36 protein-coding genes are annotated in these 23,970 nt (G+C 71.0%); all 36 read left to right on the forward strand.

Annotated features, from left to right (window positions below; all coding sequences use genetic code 11):
* The first annotated feature begins 57 nt into the window (after positions 1-57).
* The 36 genes from ACZ5TL_RS24875 to ACZ5TL_RS25050 all read left to right on the forward strand — a co-directional run bounded on the left by ACZ5TL_RS24875 (position 58) and on the right by ACZ5TL_RS25050 (position 23,961).
* Positions 58-780: a hypothetical protein gene (locus ACZ5TL_RS24875; protein ID WP_468592448.1), complete on the forward strand. Its 723-nt coding sequence runs from the start codon at positions 58-60 to the stop codon at positions 778-780.
* Positions 777-989, forward strand: coding sequence for a hypothetical protein (locus ACZ5TL_RS24880; RefSeq protein ID WP_468592450.1), 213 nt, complete (start codon positions 777-779; stop codon positions 987-989). The genes ACZ5TL_RS24875 and ACZ5TL_RS24880 overlap by 4 nt, the downstream gene beginning before the upstream one ends.
* Positions 986-1,297 (forward strand): hypothetical protein, encoded by a 312-nt coding sequence (locus tag ACZ5TL_RS24885; protein WP_468592451.1) that lies wholly within the window; start codon positions 986-988, stop codon positions 1,295-1,297. Before ACZ5TL_RS24880 ends, ACZ5TL_RS24885 begins: the two co-directional genes overlap by 4 nt.
* Positions 1,294-1,737 carry a hypothetical protein gene (locus ACZ5TL_RS24890; protein WP_468592452.1) on the forward strand — a complete coding sequence of 148 codons (444 nt, stop codon included), beginning with the start codon at positions 1,294-1,296 and terminating at the stop codon, positions 1,735-1,737. Before ACZ5TL_RS24885 ends, ACZ5TL_RS24890 begins: the two co-directional genes overlap by 4 nt.
* A 102-nt stretch (positions 1,738-1,839) precedes the next feature.
* Positions 1,840-2,139 (forward strand): hypothetical protein, encoded by a 300-nt coding sequence (locus ACZ5TL_RS24895; protein WP_468592454.1) that lies wholly within the window; start codon positions 1,840-1,842, stop codon positions 2,137-2,139.
* On the forward strand, positions 2,136-4,763 hold the full coding sequence (locus ACZ5TL_RS24900) for a hypothetical protein (RefSeq protein WP_468592455.1): 2,628 nt from the start codon (positions 2,136-2,138) through the stop codon (positions 4,761-4,763). The genes ACZ5TL_RS24895 and ACZ5TL_RS24900 overlap by 4 nt, the downstream gene beginning before the upstream one ends.
* A 229-nt stretch (positions 4,764-4,992) precedes the next feature.
* Complete coding sequence (locus tag ACZ5TL_RS24905; RefSeq protein ID WP_468592456.1) at positions 4,993-5,235, forward strand: hypothetical protein; 243 nt, start codon at positions 4,993-4,995, stop codon at positions 5,233-5,235.
* 27 nt (positions 5,236-5,262) lie between these two features.
* On the forward strand, positions 5,263-5,790 hold the full coding sequence (locus ACZ5TL_RS24910; RefSeq protein ID WP_468592457.1) for a hypothetical protein: 528 nt from the start codon (positions 5,263-5,265) through the stop codon (positions 5,788-5,790).
* Positions 5,791-5,864: 74 nt separating this feature from the next.
* Positions 5,865-6,356 carry a single-stranded DNA-binding protein gene (locus tag ACZ5TL_RS24915; protein WP_468592459.1) on the forward strand — a complete coding sequence of 164 codons (492 nt, stop codon included), beginning with the start codon at positions 5,865-5,867 and terminating at the stop codon, positions 6,354-6,356.
* 15 nt (positions 6,357-6,371) lie between these two features.
* Positions 6,372-6,674, forward strand: coding sequence for a hypothetical protein (locus ACZ5TL_RS24920; RefSeq protein ID WP_468592460.1), 303 nt, complete (start codon positions 6,372-6,374; stop codon positions 6,672-6,674).
* A complete protein-coding gene (locus ACZ5TL_RS24925; protein ID WP_468592461.1) occupies positions 6,671-7,294 on the forward strand; it encodes a hypothetical protein in 624 nt (207 codons plus the stop codon). Before ACZ5TL_RS24920 ends, ACZ5TL_RS24925 begins: the two co-directional genes overlap by 4 nt.
* A gap of 32 nt (positions 7,295-7,326) precedes the next feature.
* Positions 7,327-7,539, forward strand: coding sequence for a hypothetical protein (locus ACZ5TL_RS24930; protein ID WP_468592462.1), 213 nt, complete (start codon positions 7,327-7,329; stop codon positions 7,537-7,539).
* A 126-nt stretch (positions 7,540-7,665) separates the two neighbouring features.
* The gene (locus ACZ5TL_RS24935) at positions 7,666-8,007 is read left to right on the forward strand and encodes a hypothetical protein (protein ID WP_468592464.1); all 342 of its coding nucleotides are present in this window, start codon (positions 7,666-7,668) and stop codon (positions 8,005-8,007) included.
* Positions 8,004-8,369 (forward strand): DUF6907 domain-containing protein, encoded by a 366-nt coding sequence (locus tag ACZ5TL_RS24940; protein ID WP_468592465.1) that lies wholly within the window; start codon positions 8,004-8,006, stop codon positions 8,367-8,369. Before ACZ5TL_RS24935 ends, ACZ5TL_RS24940 begins: the two co-directional genes overlap by 4 nt.
* Complete coding sequence (locus ACZ5TL_RS24945; protein WP_468592466.1) at positions 8,366-9,547, forward strand: helix-turn-helix domain-containing protein; 1,182 nt, start codon at positions 8,366-8,368, stop codon at positions 9,545-9,547. The genes ACZ5TL_RS24940 and ACZ5TL_RS24945 overlap by 4 nt, the downstream gene beginning before the upstream one ends.
* Before the next feature lie 116 nt (positions 9,548-9,663).
* Positions 9,664-10,173 carry a hypothetical protein gene (locus ACZ5TL_RS24950; protein ID WP_468592468.1) on the forward strand — a complete coding sequence of 170 codons (510 nt, stop codon included), beginning with the start codon at positions 9,664-9,666 and terminating at the stop codon, positions 10,171-10,173.
* Entirely contained in the window at positions 10,170-10,472 is a 303-nt protein-coding gene (locus ACZ5TL_RS24955) for a hypothetical protein (RefSeq protein WP_468592469.1), read from the forward strand. The genes ACZ5TL_RS24950 and ACZ5TL_RS24955 overlap by 4 nt, the downstream gene beginning before the upstream one ends.
* Before the next feature lie 2 nt (positions 10,473-10,474).
* Positions 10,475-10,651 carry a DUF6257 family protein gene (locus ACZ5TL_RS24960; RefSeq protein ID WP_468592470.1) on the forward strand — a complete coding sequence of 59 codons (177 nt, stop codon included), beginning with the start codon at positions 10,475-10,477 and terminating at the stop codon, positions 10,649-10,651.
* Between the two features lie 87 nt (positions 10,652-10,738).
* Complete coding sequence (locus ACZ5TL_RS24965; protein WP_468592472.1) at positions 10,739-12,847, forward strand: FtsK/SpoIIIE domain-containing protein; 2,109 nt, start codon at positions 10,739-10,741, stop codon at positions 12,845-12,847.
* 187 nt (positions 12,848-13,034) lie between these two features.
* The gene (locus tag ACZ5TL_RS24970; RefSeq protein ID WP_468592474.1) at positions 13,035-13,235 is read left to right on the forward strand and encodes a hypothetical protein; all 201 of its coding nucleotides are present in this window, start codon (positions 13,035-13,037) and stop codon (positions 13,233-13,235) included.
* A gap of 193 nt (positions 13,236-13,428) precedes the next feature.
* Positions 13,429-13,803, forward strand: a complete 375-nt coding sequence (locus tag ACZ5TL_RS24975) for a hypothetical protein (RefSeq protein WP_468592476.1) — start codon at positions 13,429-13,431, stop codon at positions 13,801-13,803.
* Positions 13,804-13,871: 68 nt separating this feature from the next.
* Entirely contained in the window at positions 13,872-14,084 is a 213-nt protein-coding gene (locus ACZ5TL_RS24980; RefSeq protein WP_468592477.1) for a hypothetical protein, read from the forward strand.
* Between the two features lie 8 nt (positions 14,085-14,092).
* Positions 14,093-14,356, forward strand: a complete 264-nt coding sequence (locus tag ACZ5TL_RS24985; RefSeq protein WP_468592478.1) for a hypothetical protein — start codon at positions 14,093-14,095, stop codon at positions 14,354-14,356.
* 532 nt (positions 14,357-14,888) lie between these two features.
* Positions 14,889-15,368, forward strand: coding sequence for a hypothetical protein (locus tag ACZ5TL_RS24990; protein WP_468592480.1), 480 nt, complete (start codon positions 14,889-14,891; stop codon positions 15,366-15,368).
* The gene (locus ACZ5TL_RS24995) at positions 15,352-16,980 is read left to right on the forward strand and encodes a hypothetical protein (protein WP_468592482.1); all 1,629 of its coding nucleotides are present in this window, start codon (positions 15,352-15,354) and stop codon (positions 16,978-16,980) included. The genes ACZ5TL_RS24990 and ACZ5TL_RS24995 overlap by 17 nt, the downstream gene beginning before the upstream one ends.
* 11 nt (positions 16,981-16,991) lie before the next feature.
* A complete protein-coding gene (locus ACZ5TL_RS25000) occupies positions 16,992-18,476 on the forward strand; it encodes a phage portal protein (protein ID WP_468592484.1) in 1,485 nt (494 codons plus the stop codon).
* Positions 18,473-19,459, forward strand: a complete 987-nt coding sequence (locus ACZ5TL_RS25005; protein WP_468592486.1) for a VG15 protein — start codon at positions 18,473-18,475, stop codon at positions 19,457-19,459. Before ACZ5TL_RS25000 ends, ACZ5TL_RS25005 begins: the two co-directional genes overlap by 4 nt.
* Positions 19,460-19,510: 51 nt before the next feature.
* Positions 19,511-20,194, forward strand: coding sequence for a hypothetical protein (locus ACZ5TL_RS25010; protein WP_468592487.1), 684 nt, complete (start codon positions 19,511-19,513; stop codon positions 20,192-20,194).
* 20 nt (positions 20,195-20,214) lie between these two features.
* A complete protein-coding gene (locus tag ACZ5TL_RS25015; protein ID WP_468592489.1) occupies positions 20,215-21,066 on the forward strand; it encodes a major capsid protein in 852 nt (283 codons plus the stop codon).
* On the forward strand, positions 21,066-21,512 hold the full coding sequence (locus ACZ5TL_RS25020) for a hypothetical protein (protein WP_468592491.1): 447 nt from the start codon (positions 21,066-21,068) through the stop codon (positions 21,510-21,512). The genes ACZ5TL_RS25015 and ACZ5TL_RS25020 overlap by 1 nt, the downstream gene beginning before the upstream one ends.
* A gap of 13 nt (positions 21,513-21,525) precedes the next feature.
* Positions 21,526-22,119: a hypothetical protein gene (locus ACZ5TL_RS25025; protein WP_468592492.1), complete on the forward strand. Its 594-nt coding sequence runs from the start codon at positions 21,526-21,528 to the stop codon at positions 22,117-22,119.
* Positions 22,116-22,466, forward strand: coding sequence for a phage head closure protein (locus ACZ5TL_RS25030; RefSeq protein ID WP_468592493.1), 351 nt, complete (start codon positions 22,116-22,118; stop codon positions 22,464-22,466). The genes ACZ5TL_RS25025 and ACZ5TL_RS25030 overlap by 4 nt, the downstream gene beginning before the upstream one ends.
* Positions 22,466-22,621, forward strand: coding sequence for a hypothetical protein (locus tag ACZ5TL_RS25035; RefSeq protein WP_468592495.1), 156 nt, complete (start codon positions 22,466-22,468; stop codon positions 22,619-22,621). Before ACZ5TL_RS25030 ends, ACZ5TL_RS25035 begins: the two co-directional genes overlap by 1 nt.
* An 18-nt stretch (positions 22,622-22,639) precedes the next feature.
* Positions 22,640-23,068 (forward strand): HK97-gp10 family putative phage morphogenesis protein, encoded by a 429-nt coding sequence (locus tag ACZ5TL_RS25040; protein ID WP_468592496.1) that lies wholly within the window; start codon positions 22,640-22,642, stop codon positions 23,066-23,068.
* Complete coding sequence (locus ACZ5TL_RS25045) at positions 23,065-23,481, forward strand: DUF3168 domain-containing protein (protein ID WP_468592498.1); 417 nt, start codon at positions 23,065-23,067, stop codon at positions 23,479-23,481. Before ACZ5TL_RS25040 ends, ACZ5TL_RS25045 begins: the two co-directional genes overlap by 4 nt.
* A gap of 60 nt (positions 23,482-23,541) precedes the next feature.
* On the forward strand, positions 23,542-23,961 hold the full coding sequence (locus tag ACZ5TL_RS25050; RefSeq protein ID WP_468592500.1) for a phage tail tube protein: 420 nt from the start codon (positions 23,542-23,544) through the stop codon (positions 23,959-23,961).
* The last annotated feature ends 9 nt before the right edge of the window (positions 23,962-23,970 follow it).

Here is a 23,970-nt window from a genome sequence, read left to right on the forward strand (position 1 = left end):
CCGGCCGCCTCTGTCGAGCGAATCCGCACCTACCTGCAAGTAAGACGGGACAAGCTCATGAGCACAGTATCCGCGACGGCAACGGCGCCGTCGACCCAGAGCGTCCAGCGCCCCGGCATCACCGTCGCCATCGGCGCCTCCTACGGCCCCATCGAGTACGACCAGGCCATCAGCCTCTGGGCAACCCCCGACATGGACGATCACGCCTTCGAGGCCGTCTACGACCCCGCCCGCATCAGCCTCGCGGACGCCGAGAAGGACATACGCACGCAGCTCGCCGAGCACAACGTCCACGTGAGCGCCTTCCTCAACGCGGACGGGCCGCTCGTCGCCAGGCAGCGTGGGGCCGACTGGATGCTCCGCTGGGGCTGCACGCCTGACTGCATCACCGACCACACCGACCCGAACGCACCCGAGTGGCACCTGAGCGCCCGCGTCGAGACCCAGATGCGGGACATCGACACCTGTCACAGCGCCGCCGAGAACGCCCTGGTGCCGTTCCTCGCCGCGCAGGTCGTCGTCAGCAACGAAAAGCCGCAGGCTTACGGACGCATCACGCGCGTCTGGCTCGACTACGGCCGCACCACCGGGGAGATCAGCCCGGCCGAGGCCCGCCAGGCGCTGGAGGCGATGCGGGGCTTCGTCGGCTTGTTCGAGGCCGTCATCGAGGCCGCTGAGCGGACCGCCGTCGACGACTTCGAGGGCGACCCGGAGATCGCGCGCCTGGACGAAGAGGCGACGACCCGCCGGATCCGCGCCATCACCGAGGCCAGCGGATGAGCGCCGCGACGAACGCACCGACGGCCGGGGACACCCCCGGCCGCTCGGCCTCCGCCGACCGCCCCGTCCGCTTCGACGACCCCGCGCGCAACGCCGCCTACTGGGCACGCATCGAGCGCATCGTCGACGCCGCCCCGCCGCTGACAGACGAACAGCGCGCCGTCATCCGCACCGCGTTCCACCAGACCGAGGCCCGGGAGGCAGCGTGACCAGCCCCCTCGACACGTTCCTGTCCGACCAGGCCCTGGCTACTGGCCGCGACCTCGCCGTTCACGGGACGCCCGCCATCGTCGTCCTGCCCGCCTCCGGCACCTGCAGCTGGTGCGACTGCCGGATCACCAGCGAGAACTACCACCACCAGTTCTGTGCCGGTTGCCCGCGGGAAGCCGCGGTGGTCCTGCACGTCTACAGCGCGGCTACCGGCGAACGGGACGCGGACATCCTGCTGTGCCCCGAGCACAAGGAGGACGCACTCCAGTTCCTCACCGCTGTCGTCGCAGCAGGAGGGTTCCAGTGAGCGAGCGCCGCCCCGGCCAGTGGCCGGTCGACCGTCCCGTCCGTCTGGAGCCGGTCCCGGCTCCCGTCCTCGACGAGCAGCCTCCACAGGATCCGCCGCAGGTCGAGGTCCCCGTGCCCTCTGTCCGGCTCGTCGTCACGGTCGACCTCACCGGCCGCTACGACGACAGCAGCGAGGTATCCCGGGACCTGTACGAGCAGACCCGCTACTCCACCGACTGCCACACCGCAATCGTCCGCCTCGGCGAGGACGCCCTCCGCGTCTCCTCGGGGCTCGGCAGTGCCATCGCCTCCCGGTTCTTCCTCGCCGCCCGCGAGGTCGAGATCCACGTCCCGGCCGGCACCCGGTGGGCCTACGTCGCCACCGAGACCCAGCAGTACATGCGCCACTACGCCGCCGACCACGCCCAGACGATCAGCAGGACGCGAACGCCCGGCTGATCCGGGGAGCGCACCGCGGCCCCGGTCCACTTCCCCCTGGCCCGGGGCCGCACGCGCACTCACGAACACCACTGGCCCCGCTCGCAGAAAAGAGCACCGTTCGTGAACACCAGCACTACCCTCCCGCCTTTCGGGGAGGACACCGAGCAGGACGAGGCGGAGATCCAGCCGCCCGCGGTCCGGCTCGGCATGGCAGCAGCGGCGGCCCGCGTCGTCGCCTACCGCGACACCCGGTTCGAGGACGACGAGCCGCACGCGCTGCTCGTCGTCGACTGCCCGTTCTGCGACCACCAGCACATCCACCCCGCCGGCCTCGCCTCGGCACCGCGCGTCTGCCTCCGGCGGTCGCGGTGCGTCGGCCGACCGACCGGCGTCTACTACTTCCCGGCGGTGCACCCGTGACCCAGGCTCCCCCGGCCAAACTGGTCGCCGACCAGCAGCTGGTGCACGCGTCCCTGGCCTACCACTTCCAGGACGTGCCCGGCCTGCTCAGCATCTGCTCGGACAAGGACGGCTGGGCCGGACGCCGGTTCACCACCGACGAGGCCGGCATCGAGGCCGCCACCCAGTACGCGATGGCTCTGGACGGCCGGTCCGCGAAAGGTGTCTACGCGCAGGTGACCACCCTGCGCGAGCGGCCCGCCGAAGGGCGCGGCGGGAAGGAGTTGGCCCACGGTCTGACGTTCCTGTGGGCGGACGGCGACTTCGGCGACGTCGGGCACAAGCCCGGCCTGGACGACATGCCGCACCCCGCCGACGCGGACCACGTCCGCGAGATCGTCCTCGCCTCCGGACTGCCCGCGCCGTCGGGCTGGTGGCTGTCCGGCGGCGGCTACAACCCGATCTGGGTCCTCACCGAGCCGCACATCATCGGCAGCGACGACGACCGCGCGGCCGTCGAGCAGTTCACCATGGGCCTGCAAGCCGTCCTCGGCGGCTCCGCGTACTCCCACGGCTGCTCATGGGACACGCAGATCGGCAACCTCGACCGGCTCATGCGGATCCCCGGCACGGTCAACCGCAAGGCCGGACCCCGGCCAACGGGCAGCTTCCCGGGCACCGGGGAGACCGTCGACCTGGCCGTGATGCGCGAGGCCGTCCACCGCCTGGAACCCGACGCGCGAGAACTGCTGGAGAAGGCGGCAGCGGAGAAGCGCGCCCGGCACGACGAGCGCACCGGCCGTACCACCGTGGCCGCGCCAGCGCCGCGCCGAGCATCCTTCCCCCGCTCCGGCGGCGGCACCAGCGTCTTCGACATCCTCGCGTCCGAACTGTCGTTCCGCGATGTCCTGGAACCCGCGGGCTGGACGTACCGAGGCACGGCCGCCGACGGCCGGGAGAAGTGGCTGCGTCCCGCCGGCGCCGAGGGCCAGGCGGACAGCGAGTACAGCCTCGTCTGCGACGACCACGTGGCCGTGAACTGGTCTGAGCGCTCCGGGCTGCCGGTGGGGCAGCAGCCGTCCGGGCGGAAGCTCACCGTCCCCACGCTGTGGGCGCACCTGCACTACGGCGGCGACGAGCGCGAGGCCACCCGCGACGTGCTGCGCGCTGCATTCGACCATGACGCCCAGGCTGCAGCCCGGGCGCTGCCCGCCGCACTGCTCGGCCGGGTACGGCAGCACTGCCGGCCTCCCCGCCAGCCCGCCGCGCCTCCGCCCGGCGAGGACATGTGGTCGGGCGACCAGCTCAACGACCCGGCGCCCGAGCAGGAGCCGGACGACGACGACCCCAAGCGCCCCCGCGGCCTGCTCCCAGAGGAGTTCTGGACGCGGCGTCCTGTGCACCAGCACATCAGGCAGGCCGCGCACGCCGAGGGATCCAGCGGCGACGTGCTGTTCTACTCGCTGCTCGCCCGGATGTCGGCGATGATCTCCCACCGCATTACCGCGGTTTCCGGAATCGGCGGCCGCGCTTCCCTCAACCTGTTCGTGGCGATCGTCGCTGCCTCCGGCGGCGGCAAGTCGATCGGCACGAAAGTCGCCCGGTCCCTGCTCCCGCCGCTCGACCCTGAGTTCCGCGACGGTTTGCCGATCGGCTCCGGCGAGGGAATCGCCGAGGCCTTCATGGGCACGGTCGACGAGGAGACCGGCGAGATCCACGCCAAGGGCCCGCTGAAGGGCGACCCCGTCACGCGGAAGGTCCGCAAGCAGGTCCGGCACAACGCCTACTTCTACGTCGACGAGGGCCAAACCCTGGCGCGCCTGGCTGAGCGGGCGGGCAGCGTGCTCGGCGAGACGTTGCGGCGTGCCGCGATCGGGGAGACCCTCGGCCAGACGAACGCCTCCGAGGAGCGAACTCGGTACGTGGCCGCGGGCTCATACAGCCTGGGCATGGTCGTCGGATTCCAACCCTCAACGGCAATGCCGGTCATCGCCGACGCGAGCACTGGCACGCCGCAGCGGTTCCTGTGGGCGTGGGCCGCCGACCCGTCCATCCCGGACGAGCCGCCGGCCTCGCCCGGCCCCCTCCCGGTGAACCCTGCTTCGCTCCAGCCCACCAGCGAACTGGACATCGTGCTGCCCGAACGCATCCGCCGGATGCTGTGGGCTGAGCACGTCGCCCGCAACCGGGGCGAGTTGGAAATCGACCAGCTCGACGGCCACGCGAACCTGATGAAGGTGAAGCTGACCGCCCTGCTGGCACTGCTCGACCGCGGCCGGACCGAGGCGACGGAAGAGGACTGGGAGCTCGCCGAGGTCGTATGGCAGTCGTCCTGCGCCGTCCGCGCGACGCTCATCCGGCGGGCGGAGCGCGAGGCTGAGGTAGCGCGGCGTCGCGAGCAGGACGCCAAGGTCGCCCAGGAGCTCCGTGCGCACCAGGCCAAGACCGATACGGACCGCACCCTGCAACGCATCGCCCGGCTGGTGAAGAAGCACGCGTCCGCAGTCGGCGGCATCACCTTCGGCGAGCTGAACCGGCGACTGCGCAGCAGCGACCGGGAGTTCCTCCGCCGTGCCGTTGAGGTTGCGGAAGCCCACGAGTGGGTGTTCGTCGAGGGGGACCGGGTCTGTGTCCAGACGGAGTGAGCGATGTGGACATGTGGACATGTGGATGGCTGTCCACGTCCACCCGTCCCGCCATCGCTCACGCCCCCCTAAGTAGTACATAAATGGACAAAACAAATATCAATCTCACTCACGTAACGCGAGACGGGCAGACGTGGACAGCCGTCCACGTTGTCCACGTCCACATTCCGCGTCCACGTCCACATCAAAGATCTGAAGCGCACCTGAACGCTGTGAACCGGAGGACCCCTTGAGTACCTTCATCCCCGCCGCTCCCGGCTGGTACGTCCGCGAGACCGACGACGAAGGCGAGTCCCTCGACCCGGTCATCGCCTGGAAGACCTCGACCGACGACGACGGCGACGACGTCCTGCTGCCCGCGGTCGACGCGGGGCCCGGCTATCCGCCGTTCTTCCTGACCGCGAGCTCCTTCACGGGCACCGACCGCAGCGTCGTCTACCGGCCCAACCACGACCCCAGCGCCGAAGTCTGACCCTCACCACACCTCATGGAGGACGAGATGAACAACAACTTCCACGACCGTGCCGCCGCCATCTTCGGCACGCACGAGGGAACCGTCACGTGGCCCTACGGCCTGGAGGCACCGCACCCCCGGCGCAGCGGACTCAGCCGCGAGCGCCTCGCAGAAGCGACCTCCCACGCCGAAGCCGCGCAGCACACCATCGTCGAGTGGGCCGAGCGATACGGCCTGCGCTACAGCCGCACCGGCTGCTGCCAGCTCTGGCTGCTGCGCAAGGTCAGCCGGAAGTGCCCGATCGGTACCTGCCGCAACAGCGGCGGCCTGGACTACGTATGGCTCGACCATGTCAACGGCTGGCTCAAGGACAGCCGCCCGGCCGCCCTGACGAGCGCTCCCTACTCCCCCGGGTACGACGCCGAGAACCCCGAGATCCGCGACTGCCTCGCAACCGACGAACGACTGCGCGCAACGTTCGGGCCCGGTTGGTATGGCCACGGCACCAAGCAGATCGTCCTGTGGCGCACGGACCGCATCGACCACATCGAACCGGCGACGCTGCCGAGCTGAACCGCGGGCCCTACGGCCGGGCCCGCGGGTATCGGGCCCGGCTTCCCACCCAGCACACCACGAAGGAGTCCGCCATGGCAGGCGAGACCGTCATCACCATCGTCGGCAATCTGGTCGACGACCCCGAACTCCGCTTCACCCCGGCCGGCGTCGCCGTCGCGAAGTTCCGCGTCGCCTCGACCCCGCGCACGTTCGACCGGCAGGCCAACGAGTGGAAGGACGGCGAGAGCCTCTTCCTGACCTGCTCGGTGTGGCGGCAGGCCGCCGAGAACGTCGCCGAGTCCCTCGCCCGCGGCACGCGCGTGATCGTCCAGGGCCGGTTGAAGCAGCGGTCCTACGAGGACCGCGAGGGCGTGAAGCGCACCGTGTACGAGCTCGACGTCGACGAGGTCGGCGTGAGCCTCGCCCGCGCCAGCGCCAAGGTCACCAAGAATCCGGCGGGCGGCGGCCAGCGCCCGCCCCAGCCCAATGGCCAGCAGCAGGGTGGCGGCTGGGGCAGCGCCCCGCCCGCCCAGCAGCAACCCGCCCAGCAGAGCGCCGGCTACAGCGACGAACCCCCCTTCTAGGCCCGGGAGCACGACATGACCGACCACGAGATCCAGCTGCTCGCCATCGGCGGCGCGATCGGCTCGAACCTGACGGTGCTCGCCTTGATGACCGCCGACTTCGTAACCGGGCGCCGCGCCGACCGGCGCCGCAGCAAGCAGGCAGGTCAGCGTGCAGCGAAGCGAGCAGCGACCGCTGAGTGGCGCGATGCGATCCCGGCCCCGGCCGGACCGCACCCGGCCGAGCTGCTCGAAGCGTCCGTCCGGGACTTCGAACTGAAGCTGTACGACGCCGTCGACCGCGTCGAGGACGCCGCCCGCCGGGACGGCCTGCTGTGACTACCTGCGAACTGTGCGGCGACGAGACCGACGGCCGGTACCTCTGTCAGCGGCACACCGTGGCCCTCGCGAAGCGGCTGGACGACCTGCCCACCCTGTACGCCGAGGTCGCCGAGTGCCTGGTGCCCCGCGGCCACGGGTGGGGCGAGATCGTCTCCACTCGCGGCGCGGCCGGCCCGCGGTCCCCGCTCGACGAAGACGTCCTCGACAACGTCAACACGGCCCGGGCCGCCGAGGTGGTGCATCTGTGGCGGGTGGACGTGCAGCGGGTGCGCTGGCCCCGCCACGGTGCGCCACCGCCGGGGCAGCTGGCCGCGGACTGCCGCTGGCTGGGGATGGAGCTGGAGTGGATCGTCGCCCACTACCCCGGCACCGGCGACCTGGCGCGCGAGGTGGGCGAGCTGGAGAAGGCGGCCCGGACCATCGTCGGCGACCCGGCGCCCCGGCCGCAGCGGCTCGGCACGTGCGTGGCTGTGGGCAGCGACGGCGTGCTGTGCGGGGCGGTGATCTCCCGGCTGCCCGGGCAGTTCCGGGTGGTGTGTAGGTGGTGCGGCTACAGCTACGAGTCCGAGCAGGACTGGCTTCTCCTGCTGCACCTTCAGCCGAAGGAAGTTGCGTGACTGTCACACCCCCCTGTGATAGTCTCGCCGTTGTGACCGAGGAACCCTGGCGGGTTCGGTTCCAGCGTGAGGACGAGCTGGTGGAACAGCTCCAATCGCAGCTGAACGAAGCTGCCAAACGACGGGCCGCAGCACTCCATGACGGAGTAGCCGAGCTGGGCACCGTCTACAAGGTCGCGAAGGACGTCGGCAAGAGCTACACCGCCGTCAGTAACGCGATCAAGAAGTACCCGACAACCGAATAGAAGCGGGGCCGGACGACAGCTCCCCGGGTGGTGGAACACCCGAGAGCGGCCGCGTCGCCCGACCCCTGACGCACCGGAGCGCTGACACGCCCCGGCACTTGCCCACGAGAGAGACGGAACCTCCTCATGGACCACCAGCACCTTAGCGCGCCCGAAAGCGCGCAGATCAACATGGCCGAGCCCCTCCACGGGGCCGCCGCCGACGCGATCCGCGACCAGCTGCGCAACCCGGGCGACGCCCGCGACCTCCGCAACCTGCTGGAGGCCGTAGCCGACGCCCTCACCCTGCCCTACGACACCGACGACTACGAGAAGCAGCTCGTCGACCGCGCCGGCCACGCCCTGACCGTGATCCGCGGCGCCCTCGACGAGGACCCGGCCGACATCGGCTGGAACGCCGACTACCTCCGCTCCCGCACCGCCCCCACGCCCGCCGCTGGCCACGCGAAGCCGGGTGAGGGCCAGTGAGCACCGAGCCCCGCACCGCGAACGTCAACGTCTTCGTCACCAAGCCCCTGGAGATCGACGAACCCGACTGGTGTGCCGGCCACGACGACGACCGCGCCGGATACAAGGTCGACATCTCCCACGACGGGCCCGAGCACGTCATCGCCCCCGGCGACAGGGAAATGTTCCGGGCGTCCCTCACGCAGGCCCCGTTCTCCAACGTCGACCGCACCATCGGCCTGTACGTCGAGGTCCAGGACATCACCGGCACCCACACCCCGGACGACGTCGAGCAGCTCGCCGCCGACCTCGAAGCCGCCGCCAGCAGCCTGCGCGCCCTCGGCCGTGAGCTCGCCCGCATCCTCGACGGGGGTGGCCAGTGAGCACCATCACCGCCTGGGCGCAGGCCAACGTCATCGTCACCGCCGGCGCCGCGCTGCTGCTGCTCGCCGCGCTCGCCCTGCCACTGCTGCGCTCCCGCCGCACCCGCAGCACCGAGCGCACCCCGGCCGCCGTCATCGTCGCCGCAATCGGCGCCATCGCCTGCACCGCCTACAGCGGCGACACGTCCTGGCGCTTCGCCGAGCACCGCCTGGACATGGCGTCCCTCGAGGAACGGGCCGCCCTGTTCCTCGCCGCGGAACTCGCCCTGTTCGCCTGCGCCCTCATGGCCCGCCAGAACCTCCGCGACCACGGCATCCCCGGTGTCCCCGGCACCCTCGTCTGGTTCATCACCGGCGTACAGGTCATCCCCGCCTACTCCGAGTCCGGCATCGTCGGCGGCACCGTCCGCGCCGTCGTCGGCCCCGTCCTCGCCGCCCTCCTCTGGCACCTCGCCATGGGCATCGAGCTCCGGCACGCCCGACCGGACGCCGCCTCAGCCTCCCTGCCCGCCCTGCTCGCCCGCGAGCTGCGTGAGCGGCTGCTGTCCCGGCTCGGCCTCGCCACCCGGGACCGCACCGCCGAGCAGATCACCCGCGACCGGTGGACCGTCAAGGCCGTCGCGCTCGCCGCGAAGCTCGCCGACATGGGCCCGAAGGCACGCGGCCGTGCCCGGGTGGCCCGGCGCCTGTCCGTGGCCGTGGGCAAGGCGCAGGCCGGCGCGAGCGAGGAGCAGCGCACCAAGCTGCTGGAGCTGCTCGCCGCCCGCCGGCACGCCGCCGCGCTCGCCACCATCGACCTTCCCTCGCCCTGGCAGGACGCCCCCGAGGACGCCCAGGACACCGAGGACGCCCCCGCGCCCCCCAGCGTCCCGCCCTTTCCCTCACCCGTCCCGCCCGGCGCCCGCATGCTCCCGATCGTCGCCCGCCCGGCGCTGGCCGACCCGACCGGGCAGGACGCCCAGGACGCGCCCCAGGACACCGAGGACACCCAGGACGCACCCCCGCCCGAACCGCCCCTCATGACGTCCGCCGACGTCGCCCGGCACTACGACATCGAGCAGTCCACCGTCCGCTCCTGGGTGGCCGCAGGACGCATCCACGTCCACAGCAAGGACGCCCGGGGACGCAACCTCTTCCACCCGGACGACCTGCCCGACTACGCGGGCGTGCCGGTCTGAAGGCACCTGTCCAGGATCCCCCAGGGGTCCTGCTGGTGCTCCACCTGGCCGCGCTGCCGCTCACCGCCGCGCGTCCGGCCCCGCTCACCTGTCCTTTCAGACTCCCGAGGACTCTCATGATTTCCATCGTTCGTACCCGCACCCTGCGTGCCCTGCGTGCCGACATCACCGAGGCCGAGACGGCCGCCCAGGCCGCCCGTGACGACGCTGAGAAGCACCAGCAGGACGCCCAGACGGCCACCACCTCCGCGATCCGAGCGGAGACCGCCCTCGAGGACCTGCGCGCCGAGCACGCCCGCCTCGCCACCGCCGCCGCCCGCGCCCATGGCGAACTGGAGACGCTGCGCGCCCAGCAGCTGCTCGACACCGAGGACCGGGCTGCCCTGCGGATGCTGCTCCGCACCGCCCGCAAGACGGCCGCGGCCCAGCAGCACGTGTTCGTCCTGCTGAAGCGCGGCCAGTTCCACAGCGTCCACGCCACCCGGGAGGACGCCGAGAAGGCCGCCGAACGCGAGGGCGCCCACCCCGGCGGCTGGTTGACCCATGGGGCGCCCGGCACCGACTGCCCCGCCTCCGAGGTGTCGTGGCGCATCCAGCCGATGCGACTGGCCGGTGAGACCCAGTGAGCGACGTGGAGAAGGCCGCGCGGGACGCGGTCGAGGCCGCCGAGAACACGGAGCTCACCCGGCAGATCGCCGCGATCCTCGCCGCGCAGCAGCTGCTCAACACCCAGCAGCCGCAGCAGCCGGCGCCCACCCGGCAGGAGTTCGACGCGAAGAAGTGGGTGGTCATCGGCGGGGTGGTCGTGTCGGTCGGCCTGGTCGGCGCCCTGTTCGCCGTCGCCATCGCCATCGGCGCCACCTGCGCCACCGCCTGCCTGCTGATCCTGCGCGGCCTGTGGGCCGACTTCCAGAAGGGAAAGTGACCATGGCCGAGGACCTCACGCCCGCCGACCTCACGTTCGGGGAGAAGACCCGCATCGCCGGGCTGGTCGCCCGGATGGCGAAGCGCGGCATGGCCGGCATGGACGTCGACATCAGCGACCTGCAGCGCAAGGTCGAACGCATCGAGAACCAGGCCCGCCGCCGCAAGCACAGCAAGTAGCGCAGCCCCGGGGACGGCCGCATGCGGCCAGCGTGTCCGGCCGTCCCCGGCCCCCATCCCCCCAGCAGGGAGACAGGACCCACCAGCATGACGAACAACGTCGTCCAACTCCACAAGGACGTCCCCCCGGCGCCTGCCGAGGACGCCCGCGACACCCTGACCGAGACCATCATCGACGTCGTCGCCAACGCCGAACCGAGGCCCGTCGACCCGCCCGAGCAGGCCACCGAACCCGGCACGTGGATCACCGAGAAGCAGGCCTACCTGGCCGAGGCCCCGCCCGTCGTCCCCACCTTCCTGCGCAACGCCGCCGAGTTCATCGACGCCACCCGCTGGACCGTGTCGTACTACGCGCACGTCACCGCCTTCCACGCCCTGCGCGCGCCCGTCTACCTCGCCCGCCTCCTGCTGCGCGCGCCGCGCGGCACCGGCCGGCTCATCGTCCGCTGGGGCCGGTGGGTCGCCGACACCGACGCCCGGCCCGTCGAGGCCAAGGCCGCCGCCTCCGCCGACATCGAGGCCTGGCTGGCACTCTCGCGCGAGCACTCCCGCCGCGTCCGCCCCCGCCGCATCGCCTCCCTGGCCGTCGCCACCGTCACCAGCATCACCGCCACCGTCAGCGCGTTCCTGGTGCCCGGCTGGACCGCCACGGCCGCCATTACCGCCGCCGCACTGTGCGGCCTGAACGGCAGGAAGGGCGACAAGTCCCTCGTCACCCGCTACGTAGCCACCAACGTCATGCGGCGCCTGGACTCCACCGAGGTGTTCGACGCGCTCGCCGCCATCGGCATCGAGGGCAAGAAGGGCCGCCGCGGCGTCGAGTTCGCCTCCGAGGTCATGCGCGACGGACCCGGATGGCGCGCCGAAGTCGACCTCCCGCCCGGCGTCGAGGCCACCGCCGTCCTGGAGAAGCGCGCCGCCCTCGCCGCCGCCATGCGACGGCCCATCAGCACCGTGTGGCCCGAAGCCGACCGCACCGCCCACCCCGGCCGCCTCGTGCTGTGGGTCGCCCAACGCGACCCCGCCAAGGCCGGCCGCAAACTCTGGCCGCTCATGAAGGACGGCCAGGCCGACGTCTACCAGCCGCTCCCCTACGGCTTCGACCCGCGCGGCAACCTCGTCGAGATCACCCTCATGTACTCCAATCTCCTCGTCGGAGGCATCCCCGGCAGCGGCAAGACCAGCTGCGCGCTCGCCATCGTCCTCGGCGTCGCCCTCGACCCCACCGCCGAACTGTGGATCTACGAACTCAAGGGCTCCGGCGACCTCGACTCCGTCAAACCGATCTGCCACCGCTACGTCTCCGGCGACGAGGACGAGGACCTGGAGGCCGCCCTGGCCGGCATGCGCTCCGGGATCGCCGAGTACCAGCGACGCGCCGCGTTCGTCCGTTCCCTGCCCGCCTCCGAAGTGCCCGAGGGCCGCAAGGTCACCCGCGCGCTCGCCGAGAAGTACCCCGATCAGAACCTGGGCCCGCGCGTCATCGTCATCGACGAGGTCCAAGAGCTGTTCACACACGACGACTACAAGGAAGAGGCCGCAGCCCTCGCCACCCGCCTCATCAAGAAGGCCCGCGCCTACGGCATCATCCTCATCCTGCTCACCCAGAACCCCGACGCCCCGTCCCTGCCCTCCTCCGTGTCGTCCAGCGTCGGCACGCGCCTGTGCCTCGCCGTCATGGACTGGAGGGCCAACAACAACGTCCTGGGCACCGGCGCCTACGACCGCGGCCTGCGCGCCACCGACATCAGCATCGACGAACAGGGCACCGGCATCCTCGCCCGTGGCCGCGAAGGCATCACCGTCCGCGCCGCGTTCATCAAGCAGACCGAAGCCGAGGACATCGCCAAACGCGCACTCGCGCTGCGCACCGCCGCCGGCACCCTGTCCGGGCAGTCCGTCGGCGCCCAGGTCGAGGAACAGGACGTCGAGACGGTCGTGGACCACCTGCGGGCCATCTGGCCGGACGGAGTCGAGGCCGTGCACTCCCACCGCCTCGTCGAGGCCCTCGCCCGGTTCCGCCCGGACCTGTACAAGCCGTGGACGGAGATGGACGCCGCCGGATCGTCCACGGCGCTCAGCGCCGCCCTGAAGCCCTTCAAGGTGTCCACCCGGCAGCTCACCATCCGGGAGTGCTGCGGCGGCGCCAAGGGCCTCCGCTGGGCCGACCTCCCGGCCCCCGAGGACAGCGAGTAGAAGCCGCCGAGCCGGTTTCGGGAACGGGTAGTGGTTTCACCCCGCCCCGAAACCGGTTTCGCCCCCGATATCGGCCCTGAGCTGGCAAGTTTCGAGTTTCGGACCCTCACGCGAGACCCTCGAAAGGTCCCGCAATCAGCCTCACCGAGAGCCCTCACAGGCGACACCGCTGCCGCATCATGGAGCCATGGAGTCGCAGATCATCCGCCCCGGCCACCTCACCGCACACCAGACCGCCGAGCAACTCGGCATCGGCCTGGACGGCGTCCGCAAGCTCGTCCAGCGCGGCAAGCTGAAGCGGTCCGGCGGCAGTCCCCGACAGCCCTGGTACGCCTGGCAGGATGTCGCCACGCTCGTCGTCGAGAGGCGCAACAGCAAGGCCGCTTGACCGCAGGTCAGCGCCGTGTCACGATCTCGGCGTACAACTGTGTCCCGAGACGGGCACCACAGACATACGGCGAAGCCCCGGCTCGGTCCCCCCGGCCGGGGCTTCGCCGTGTCACAACAGCGTCACCACGCCTCCACCACTTCTCCCCAGCCCGCATGATGACCCCTCAGCACCAGCAATCCCAGGGGGGACCATGCGCACCCGCACCACCACCGCCGGCATCCTCGCCGTGCTCGCCCTCACGCTCACCGCATGCGGCAGCACCGACGACCAGGCCGACACCAAGCCCAGCACCACGGCCACCAACAGCGCCTTCCTGCGGCCCAACGTGGCCCAGCAGAAGACGCTCATCGACGGCCTCACCGCCATCGACCCCGGCCTAACCGTCAACAAGGAACGGGCCGTCCGCCGCTCGGTCAACGTCTGCGACGACATCCGCAAGGGCAAGGACGGCAAGACCGTCATCGGCAACGCCGCGTATCGGTACGACGGCGGGGACGCCAGCGTCGACAACGCCATGGCCGAGAAGATCGTGAAGGTCATCAAGGACGCCTACTGCAAGTCCTGACCCACACCACCCAGGCCCGGCCAGTGCACACCAGCACGGCCGGGCCTCGGCATGCCCAGGAGAATGCTGTGATCCAGCTGCCCGAACTCCCCGAGAGCATCACCCGCGAGCAGGCGCTTGCAGCCCTGGACGCCCTCGGGCTGCCGGGATCCGTGACCACCTTCGAACTGGACCACGAGGACGGCCTCACTGTCGGCCTGCTGGCTCAGGACACTGAAGGCCGCAAAGTCAGGGTGGGTGATGGGCCAGTGCTCATCACCGTGCAGATCCCGTTCACGTAGGAGGCCCCATGCTGCACCGCCTACTCATCGTCGCCGAGCTGCGAGAGAAGCAGCCCGACGGCCAATGGGCTCAGTACGAGGCCACCGGCCGCGCCTGCATCGTCTGCCCCTGCGGACTCAACACCGGCTTCACCGACAGGAACGAGGCCGCCCAGCAGTACCGCGACCACGCGCACGCCAACCAGCCCCCCGCCGCTGTACGCATCCACCCCGAGACAGGCGAGGCCAGCGACGTACTGCACGACATGCTTGGCGAGATCACGCGAGACTGAGCATGCCCAGGCGTAAAGCCATGCAGGTCTGCCCCACACCAGGCTGCCCCACGCTCACCCCGAGCGGACGATGCCCAGCCTGCGAGGCCAAGGCCAGAGCATCCCGCCCCCAGCACAAGGACGCAGGACGAGGAGCAGCCTGGCGCAAGGCCAGTGCCGCCTACCTCGAGACGCATCCGTACTGCGAGTGCGACGACTGCTCAGCCAAGCCTCAGCTACAGCGCGACCTCGCAACCGAGGTCGACCACATCGACGGACTCGGACCACTCGGACCACGAGGCTTCGACCCCACCAACTGGCAGGCCATGAGCAAGCGCCACCACAGCCGCAAGACCGCGCGCGAGACATGGGGACACGGGTGACGCACCGTGACCGCACCCAGGGGGGTGACCCCCAGCCAGCCCGGGGGGAAGCGACGCGGGGGAGGGCGCTGTCTGGTCCGTCGGGTTCAGAGGTCCACCTGAGACCCCCCAGGCGTCACGCAACGTGACGCCGTTCGTGCTGCGCAACGCAGCGTGGAGGAGTGATCGACATGCCCCGTGGTGGAGCGCGCACCGTGTCCGGGCCGCCGCCGGACCCGACCTCTCTGCGGCAGGCCAAGGCGGCTGAGGTCGGCGGGTGGAAGACGCTGCCGGCGGAGGGCTACGCCGGTGAGGTGCCCGAGTGGCCGCTGACGGAGGCGACGCCGCGCGAGGAGACCATCTGGGACGACCTGTGGGCGAAGCCGCAGGCGGTGATGTGGGCCGAGCTGGGCCAGGCGCTCGAGGTGGCGCTGTTCTGCCGGACGCTGGCGGAGGCCGAGCGGCCCGACGCTCGCGCGGACATCAAGAAGATGGTGCGCGGCTACCTCGACAGCCTCGGCCTGAGCGTCTCGGGAATGCTGCGGAACCGGTGGAAGATCGCCCCGGCCTCCGAGCTGGCCGCCCTCGAGGCGCCGGCCGCTGCGGAGGCTCCCCGGCGACGCTCGGCCCGGGATCGGCTGAAGGTCGTGCCCAGTGGCGAAGGGGCCTGACGCCGGGCCCGAGTTCGTCGTCGACTTCCCCACCCTGTGGATCGTCCCGGACTGGATCGAGGCTCACTGCCCGATCCCGGACGGCTTCCGGCAGGGCGAGGACCTCGAGCTGTACCCATGGCAGTTGTGGTGCACGGTCAACCACTACCGGGTGAAGCCCACCGCGCGCGTGCCTCAGTTGGCGCCGGCGTTCCACTACCGCCGTAGCCAGATCGTGGCGCCGCAGAAGACCGGCAAGGGCCCGTGGTCGGCGACCATCACGCTCGCGGAGGCCGCGGGCCCGGTGGTGTTCGCCGGGTGGGCGCGCGGCGGCGAGGTGTACCGGTGCTCGGATCACGGCTGCGGCTGCGGCTGGTGGTACCAGTACGAGCCGGGCGAGCCGATGGGCGTGCCGTGGCCGACGCCGCTGATCCAGCTGGTGGCCACGGCCGAGGACCAGGTCGACAACGTGTACCGGCCGCTGCGGAACATGGTGAAGCTGGGCCCGCTGTCGGAGTTCATGCGGGTGGGCGAGGAGTTCACCCGGGTTGGCGACCAGGGCCGTATCGACACGGTGACGTCGTCGGCGATGTCCCGGCTGGGCAACCCGATCACGTTCGCCAACCAGGACGAGACCGGGCTGTGGACCACGGCGAACAAGCTACGCAGGGTCGCCGAGACCCAGCGGCGTGGTCTGGCCGGCATGGGTGGCCGGTCGATGGAGACGACGAACGGGTGGGACCCGTCGGAGAACTCGGTGGCTCAGACGACGTCCGGGTCCAAGGCCCGGGATATCTTCCGCTACCACCCGCAGGCCCCGAAGACGCTGTCCTATGGCAGCAAGCGGGACCGCCGGAAGATCCACACCGTGGTGTACGCCGGTTCGTCGCACGTCGACCTGGACGCGATCGAGGCCGAGGCCGCCGAGATCATGGAGAAGGACCCGGCGCAGGCAGAGAGGTTCTTCGGTAACCGGTGCGTGTCCGGCTCGGCGGCCTGGCTGGACCCGGCGAAGTGGGCGGCCAAGGCCTCCCCGCGCAGGGTGCGTCCGATGACGCGGATCGTCCTCGGATTCGACGGCTCGGACGTCGACGACTGGACGGCGATCCGCGCCGAGACGATGGACGGCTACCAGTTCACCCCGGTCTACGGGGAGAACGACGAGCCGACCATCTGGAACCCCGCCGACCACGGCGGCCAGGTCCCGCGCGCGGAGGTGCGCGCGGCGATGCACCAGCTGATGTTCCGCTACGACGTCGTCCGGCTGTACGCGGACCCGCCGTACTGGGAGTCGGAGATCGACGAGTGGGTGGACCTGTATGGCGAGGAGCGTGTCATCCGCTGGCACACCCGGCGCATCGTCCAGATGCATTCGGCCTGTGAGCGGCTGAAGACCGACGTGGTCAAGAGCGGCGGGACGGCGTTCTCGCACGACGGGTGCCCGATCACGGCTGACCACATCGCGAACACGCGCGCGGCCGCGCGCCCGATGGACCGCTACGTGCTGCGCAAGGCGAGCCCTGCCCAGAAGATCGACGCCACCATTCCCAGCGTCCTCGCCCACGAGGCGCTCGGTGACGTCATCGCGGCCGGCCTCGCCGAGAAGCAGGTGTCCTACTACTACGGCAGCTGAAAGGGGGCCCGATGGCAACCGAGGCGCAGGCCCTCCAGCTGGTGCAGCTGCTTGAGGCGGAACTGATCCAGCGCAGCCGGGACATCACCACCCACAACGCGTTCTACCGCGGGGACCACCCGCTGAAGTTCGCGTCGGATGAGTTCGCGAAGTTCCACGGGGACCGCTACCGGGACTTCTCCGACAACTGGACGCAGGTGGTGGCCGACTCCCCGGTGGAGCGGATGACCGTGACCGGCTTCCAGGCGTCCGGCGAGACGGACGCCGACGAAGATCTGTGGAAGGTGTGGCAGGTCAACGGGCTGGACGCCGACAGCCAGCTGGGGTTCCTCGGCTCGGTCGTCAACGCCCGCTCTTTCGCGCTGGTGTGGGGCGATCCGTCCGAACCCGACACACCGGTCGTGACGTTCGAGGACCCGTCCCAGTGCGTCATCGCCTACGAGCCCGGCTCGCGCCGGCTGCGCAGGGCGGCCCTGAAGCGGTGGCAGGACGGCAATCAGGACTTCGCCACCCTGTACCTCGCCGATGAGGTGTGGAAGTTCTCGAGGCCTCACCTGATCTCGGACGGCGGCAAGTCTCCGCAGATGGTGGACGTCGACGAGGCGCTGCGGCAGTGGAAGCCGCGCGACCCGGAGCAGCTGCGCGAGCCGAACCCGCAGCCCAACCCCATGGGCGTGGTGCCGATGGTGGAGCTGCCGAACAAGCCGTCCCTGGCGGCCGATCCGATCAGCGACGTCGGTGGCGTGATCGCCATGCAGAATGCGATCAACTTGCTGTGGGCGCAGCTGTTCACCGCCTCCGACTACGCCAGCTTCCCGCAGCGGGTCATCATGGGCGCCGAGCGTCCGGTGATTCCGAAGCTGAACAGCGAAGGCGAGGTCATCGGCACCCAGCCGGTGGACATCGAGAAGTTCGCCGTGGACCGCGTGATGATGTTCAACGGCAAGGACGTCCGCATCGGCGAGTGGCAGGCCGCCAACCTCACTATGTACACCGGCATGATCGAGGTCGCCGTGGGGCACCTCGCCGCGCAGACCCGCACCCCCCAGCACTACCTCATCGGGAAGATGGCCAACCTGGCGGAGGGCGCCCTGCTGGCCGCTGAGACCGGCCTGGTCAAGCGGGTGGAGGAAAAGCAGATCTGGTCCGGGCAGGGCCTGCGGGAGATGGCCCGCCTGATCGCACTGGCCCGCGGTGAGGACGACAAGGCGGCCGCGCTGCGCTCGGGGCGGGTGCTGTGGAAGGACGCAGAGTCCCGCTCCCACGCGCAGCTGGCGGACGCCCTGCTGAAGCTGAAGCAGCTGGGCTTCCCCTTCAAGTGGCTGGCGCTGAAGTACGGGCTGACGCCGACCGAGGTGGCCGACGTGATGGCGATGCGCATGGAGGAGCTGGAGGCCGACCCGGTCACCGAGCTCACCCGGCAGATCGGCGGCGGCCCGCCGACCCTCGGCAACGAGCCGCCCGAGCCCGACGAGGGTGAGGAGCCGGCGGCGTGAGCCCGACCCCGGAGGCGGTCGCGCACATGGAAGCGCGGCAGCGTCTCGCCCTCGCTACGGCCCTGGCCACACACCGCGTGTGGCGGCGCCTGGACCAGGACAACCTCGTGCAGTCGTGGGCCGGTCTGCTGGGCGACGTCCTCGCCATCGTCATGACGAGCCAGATGACGGCCGCGCAGATGACCGGTCCGTGGCTGGACAGCCTGCTGGGCGTAGAGAACGAGGACCGGCCGGACGCCGGGCAGCCGATCCCGGAGGCGTTCGCCGGCGTGGACGGCACGGGCCGTCCCCTCGCCGGGGTGCTGATGGCGCCGGTCTGGACGGCGCTGCGGCTGGTCACGGCCGGACGGCCGATCGTGCAGTCGTTGGTGGCCGGGCGGTCGCTGCTGGACGCCATCGTCAGGACGGCCGTGGCGGACACGGGGCGGGCCGCCGATTCGGTGGGGATGACCGCGCGTCCGTCGGTGACCGGCTACATCCGGGTGGTGGAGGGCGGCGCCTGCTCGCGCTGCGTGGTCCTCGCCGGGAACGAGTACCAGACGGACAAGGCGTTCCTGCGGCATCCGCGCTGCAACTGCGGCATGGAGCCCATCACCCGGGAGCACCGGCCCCGCCCGGCGTCGCCGAGCGAGCTGGTGGCGCAGATGTCCGACGCGCAGAAGCGCAAGACGTTCGGCGAGGCCGGCGCCAAGGCCCTCGCCGAGGGCGCCGACCTGGGTCAGCTGGTGAACGCCCGCCGCGGCATGCAGTCCGCTTCCGTGCTGGGCGGCCGGGCCATCACCACCACCGAGGGCACGGTGCGCGGCGAGTTCCGCCGCCGGGAGTTCCGTCGCCTGCAGGCCGAGGGCGCCATCCCGCGCTCGCGGTCCATGCGCGGATTCCGCCCGAACGTGGCGCGGCTGATGCCTGAAGAGATCTACCGCCTGGCCGACGACCGGCAGCACGCCGTCCAGCTGCTGCGGCAGCACGGCTACATCGTCTGACCCCTCGCCCGCGCGCAACGCACGGGCCCGCACCCGCAATGGGAGAACACCATGAGCACGCCCACGCCTGCCGTTGAGCCCGCCGTCGACGACGACCTGGACCCGGCAGCCGAGCCCGCAGAGCCGGACGACGCGATCGACCCGGCCACTGTGGACGACACGGACGCCGACCCGGAGGGCGCCGAGCAGCTCGGCGACCCGGGCAAGAAGGCCCTGGACACCATGAAGGGCAAGCTGAAGGCGGAGCGCGAGCGCCGGAGGTCCCTCGAGGCCCAACTGGCCGAGCGTGACAAGCCGGCCGACGGTGACCAGCCCGACCCCGACGCGCTCGTGCGACAGGCCGAGGCGACGGCCCTGGCCCGCGTGAACGAGCGCCTGGTGAAGGCCGAGGTGCGGGCCGCCGCGGCGGGCAAGCTCGCCGACCCGGCCGACGCGCACCGGTTCCTGGACCTGTCCCAGTTCGAGGTCGACGACGACGGCAACGTCGACGCCGACGAGGTCGCCGACGCGATCGATGACCTGCTCCAGTCCAAGCCGTACCTGGCCGCGCAAGGCGGCAGCACCAAGCCGCGGTTCCAAGGGACCGCAGACTCCGGCGCCCGCAAGGGGAATGCCCGGCCCACCCAGCTCACCGAGGCGGACGTCAAGCGTCTGTCGCAGGCGGGCAAGCACGCCGAGATCGTCAAGGCCCAGAACGAGGGCCGCCTCGACGACTACCTCGGCTCCAACCGGTAACCCCCTGAGGAGAAGTCACCATGGCCATCAGCGCCTTCAAGCCGGAAGTCTGGAACGCCAACCTCCTGGTCACCCTGGAGAAGTCCCACGTCTACGGCGCCCCCGGCGTCGTCAACCGGGACTACGAGGGCGACATCGCCAACTACGGCGACACCGTCCACATCACGTCCCTCGCCGACCCGACGATCGGCGACTACACCCCGCACACCGACATCACCATCGAGGACGTCGACGACTCCGACGCCACGCTGCTGATCGACCAGGCGAAGTACTTCGCGTTCGAGGTCGACGACATCGAGAAGCGTCAGGCGATGAACGGCGGCAAGGTCCTCACCGAGCAGGCCCGCAAGGCCGCTTACAAGCTGCGCGACGTCGCCGACCAGTACGTGGCCGGCCTCATGGCCGCCGGTGTCGACGCGGGCAACCTCGTCGCCGAGCAGACCCTGGCTACCCCGTCCGACGCCTACGACCTGCTGGTCGACCTGGGCACGACCCTCACCGAGGACGACGTCCCCACCGAGGCCCGCTGGGCCGTGGTCACGCCGAAGTTCTACGGCCTGCTGCTGAAGGACTCCCGGTTCGTCGGCACAGGCGACGCCCAGGCGGCCACGACCCGCGCCAACGGCTTCGTCGGCCAGGCCGCCGGCTTCTCCATCCGCATGTCCAACAACGCCCCCGACGGGCCGGGCGCGGGCGCGGGCAAGCTGGTCATCGCCGGGTACAACGGCGCGGTCACCTACGCCGAGCAGATCAACAAGACGGAGGCGACCCGTAAGGAGAAGGGCTTCGCGGACATCGTGAAGGGCCTGCACCTGTACGGCGCGAAGGTCGTCCGCCCGAAGGGCCTGGCCGCTGCGGACGTGATCATCTGATGGCCCGGGAGCTGAAGGACGGCGAGGAGGTCCTGCTGCGCGGCTCGGCCGGAGCCCTGTTCCGGGTGAGGGTCGGCCAGCCGTTCACGCGGGATCTCATCGAGCGGCGCCTCAAGGCCGGGGAGTGGTCCTGGCCGGACGACGAGCCGGAGGCCGCCGCAGAGGGCCAGCCGCAGCCGCGGGCCGAGGAGAAGTCCAAGCCCGCCCCGGGCGAGGACAGCCCCAAGCCGCGTACCGAGATCAAGTCGGAGCGCGGCGACGGCGACGATCCGGGCCCCCAGCCGCGCGAGGAGATCGTGTCTCCGCCCGAGGACGGCGACACGGACCGGCCCTCGCAGAGCGCGCCGAAGGCCGAGTGGGTCGCCTACGTGGCCCGCCTGCAGCGCATGTCCCGTGAGGACGCGGCGAACTACACCAAGGCCGACCTGATCGACATGGCCAAGTAGCAGGGAGGACGCCGTGGCACTGGCACCACTGGCAACGGTGGACGACCTCGAGGCCCGCGGCCTGACCGTGGAGCCGGGCGAGGTGGGCATCGTCAACGTGTACCTCGGCGTCGCCTCTGCGGTGGTGCGGGAGGCCGCGGGGACGGCCATCACCCGCACCACGTCCACCCTCACTCTGGAGGGCGTGCCCGGGCAGCGGCTGACGCTGCCCGGCCCGCCCATCGTGTCCGTCGACGCGGTCACTGTCGACGGCCGTACCGTCACCGACTGGCGGCTTCGCTCCGAGCGGCTGTGGCGCGCGGCCGGCTGGTCCGGCATCGAGCCGTCCGAGGTGGGAGTCACCTACACGCACGGCCTGCTGTCCGTGCCGGACGACATCGTCGATCTGGTGTGCCGGGCGGTCGCGGCCGCGCTGGTGGCGTACCGGTCGGAGGACGGCGGGACAGGGCTGGCCGCCGACAAGGAGGTCACCTCCGAGCGGCTCGGCGACTGGTCCGTCACTTACGGGGCCGACGGACGGGTCACCGAGATGGAGCTCACCCAGTCCTGGCGGGACCGGCTCGCGGCCAGGTTCGGGAACAGCGTCACGGCGCTGATGTCCCGATGAAGGGCATCGGCCGGCACCTCAACCGCACGCTTGAGGTGTGGCGCACCACGACGGTGGACGACGGCGCGGGCGGCGAAGGGGTCACCATCACGCAGGTCGGCACCGTGCGGGCGAAGGTCGACCAGCCCTCCCCGACAGAGCGGCTGATCGCGCAGCAGGCCGGGTCCCGGCACTCGCACAACGTGTACCTGTCCGCGCGCGCGGACGTGCGCCGCGGGGACGAGCTGCGCGGCACCGATGACCTGGGCAACGCCCAGAAGTTCCGTGTCCAGTCCGTCATCCAGCCCTCCACGCCGGTCTACTCCAAGGCCGAGGTGGAGCTCACCCAGTCCCAGCAGGAGAGCTGATGGAACAGCCGTTCATGGCGAGCGAGCCGCACGAGTGCAAGCAGCGCGCCGAGGACCCCAAGATGGCCACGGACGAGCGGCTGGTGTGGGCGCAGCTGGCGGTGGCCGCCGAACTGGCCGCTATCCGCCGGCTGCTGTCCAAGGCCCGACGGTAGCCCTGAAGGGAGCCTGTCATGGCAGCACGACGCCGAGGCCGGGGCGGCCGTGGACGTGGCGGCCGGCGTGGCGGCAGCACCATCATCACGGTGGAGGTCGTGGGTACGGACCGGCTGCGCGGCCAGCTGAACGACCTGCGTACCGAGATCCGGCAGGCGGCGTTCGAGGCTCTGAAGGAGGGCGCCCAGGCCGTCGTCGACGACACGAAGCAGAAGGTCGCCCGGGACACCGGCAACCTCCAGCAGAGCGTCGACGCCCGATACCACAACAGCCGGCTGCTGGCGGAGATCGGCTGGTGGGACCTCGATGACCGGTACGCGTACTGGCAGGAGCTCGGCACCCGCCGCAGGCCCGCCAACCCCTCGCTGGTTCCCGCGCTGGAAGCCGAACGCGCGAAGATCGGCGACCGCATCAACTCCAAGATCGGGGCGGTGCTGCCACGATGACCGCTCCCACCGCGATGCTGCCGGTGCAGCGTGCCATCTACGCCCGCCTCACCGGCGACAGCGCCCTGATGGCCACCGTCACGGGCGTCTTCGACTACGTCCCCGAGGACGACGTCTACCCGTTCGTCGTCATCGGCGAGGCCACCGAGATCCCCGACAACCGGCACGGCGGCTTCGGCCGGCAGACGGTGGTGACGCTGCACGTGTGGACGAAGTACCGCGGCCACAGCAAGGGCCTGGCCATCGCCGACCAGATCACGCAGCTACTGGACCACCAGCCGCTGACCATCACCGGCCTGGCCCACGTGGTCACACGCTTCGAGTTCTCGCAGACCCTCACCGACCCGGAGCCGCCCGGCGACATCCGGCATGTGGTGCTGCGCTACCGGGTGGTCACAGAGCAGCCCGCCTGACCCCCCTTCAGTCCCCGCGCCGGACGGCCGGGGTTTTCTCATGCCCGAGGAGGCACCGGCATGTCCGGAATCAACGCGTTCGGAACACAGCTCAAGCGGGGCGACGGCGCGGCCACGGAGGTTTTCACCGCCATCGCCGACGCCACCGGCATCTCCGGCCCGGGCCTGTCCCGGGAGACCCTCGACGTCACCAGCCATGGCAGCCCGGACGCCTGGATGGAGCACGTCGGCGGTCTGAAGGACGGCGGTGAGGTGTCCGTCGACATCAACTACCAGCCCGCCGTGCACGACCTGCTGGTCGCCGACTTCGACGACGACGAGCCCCGCAACTACCAGCTGGTGTTCCCCGACGACCCGACCACTCCCACCACGTGGGCGTTCGCGGCCATCATGACCGGCTTCGAGCCGGATGCCCCCTACGACGACAAGCTGTCGGCGTCGCTCACCTTCAAGGTGACCGGCAAGCCGACCCTGTCCTGACCCGGAAGG

The organism is Streptomyces sp. NPDC033136 (assembly GCF_055578235.1).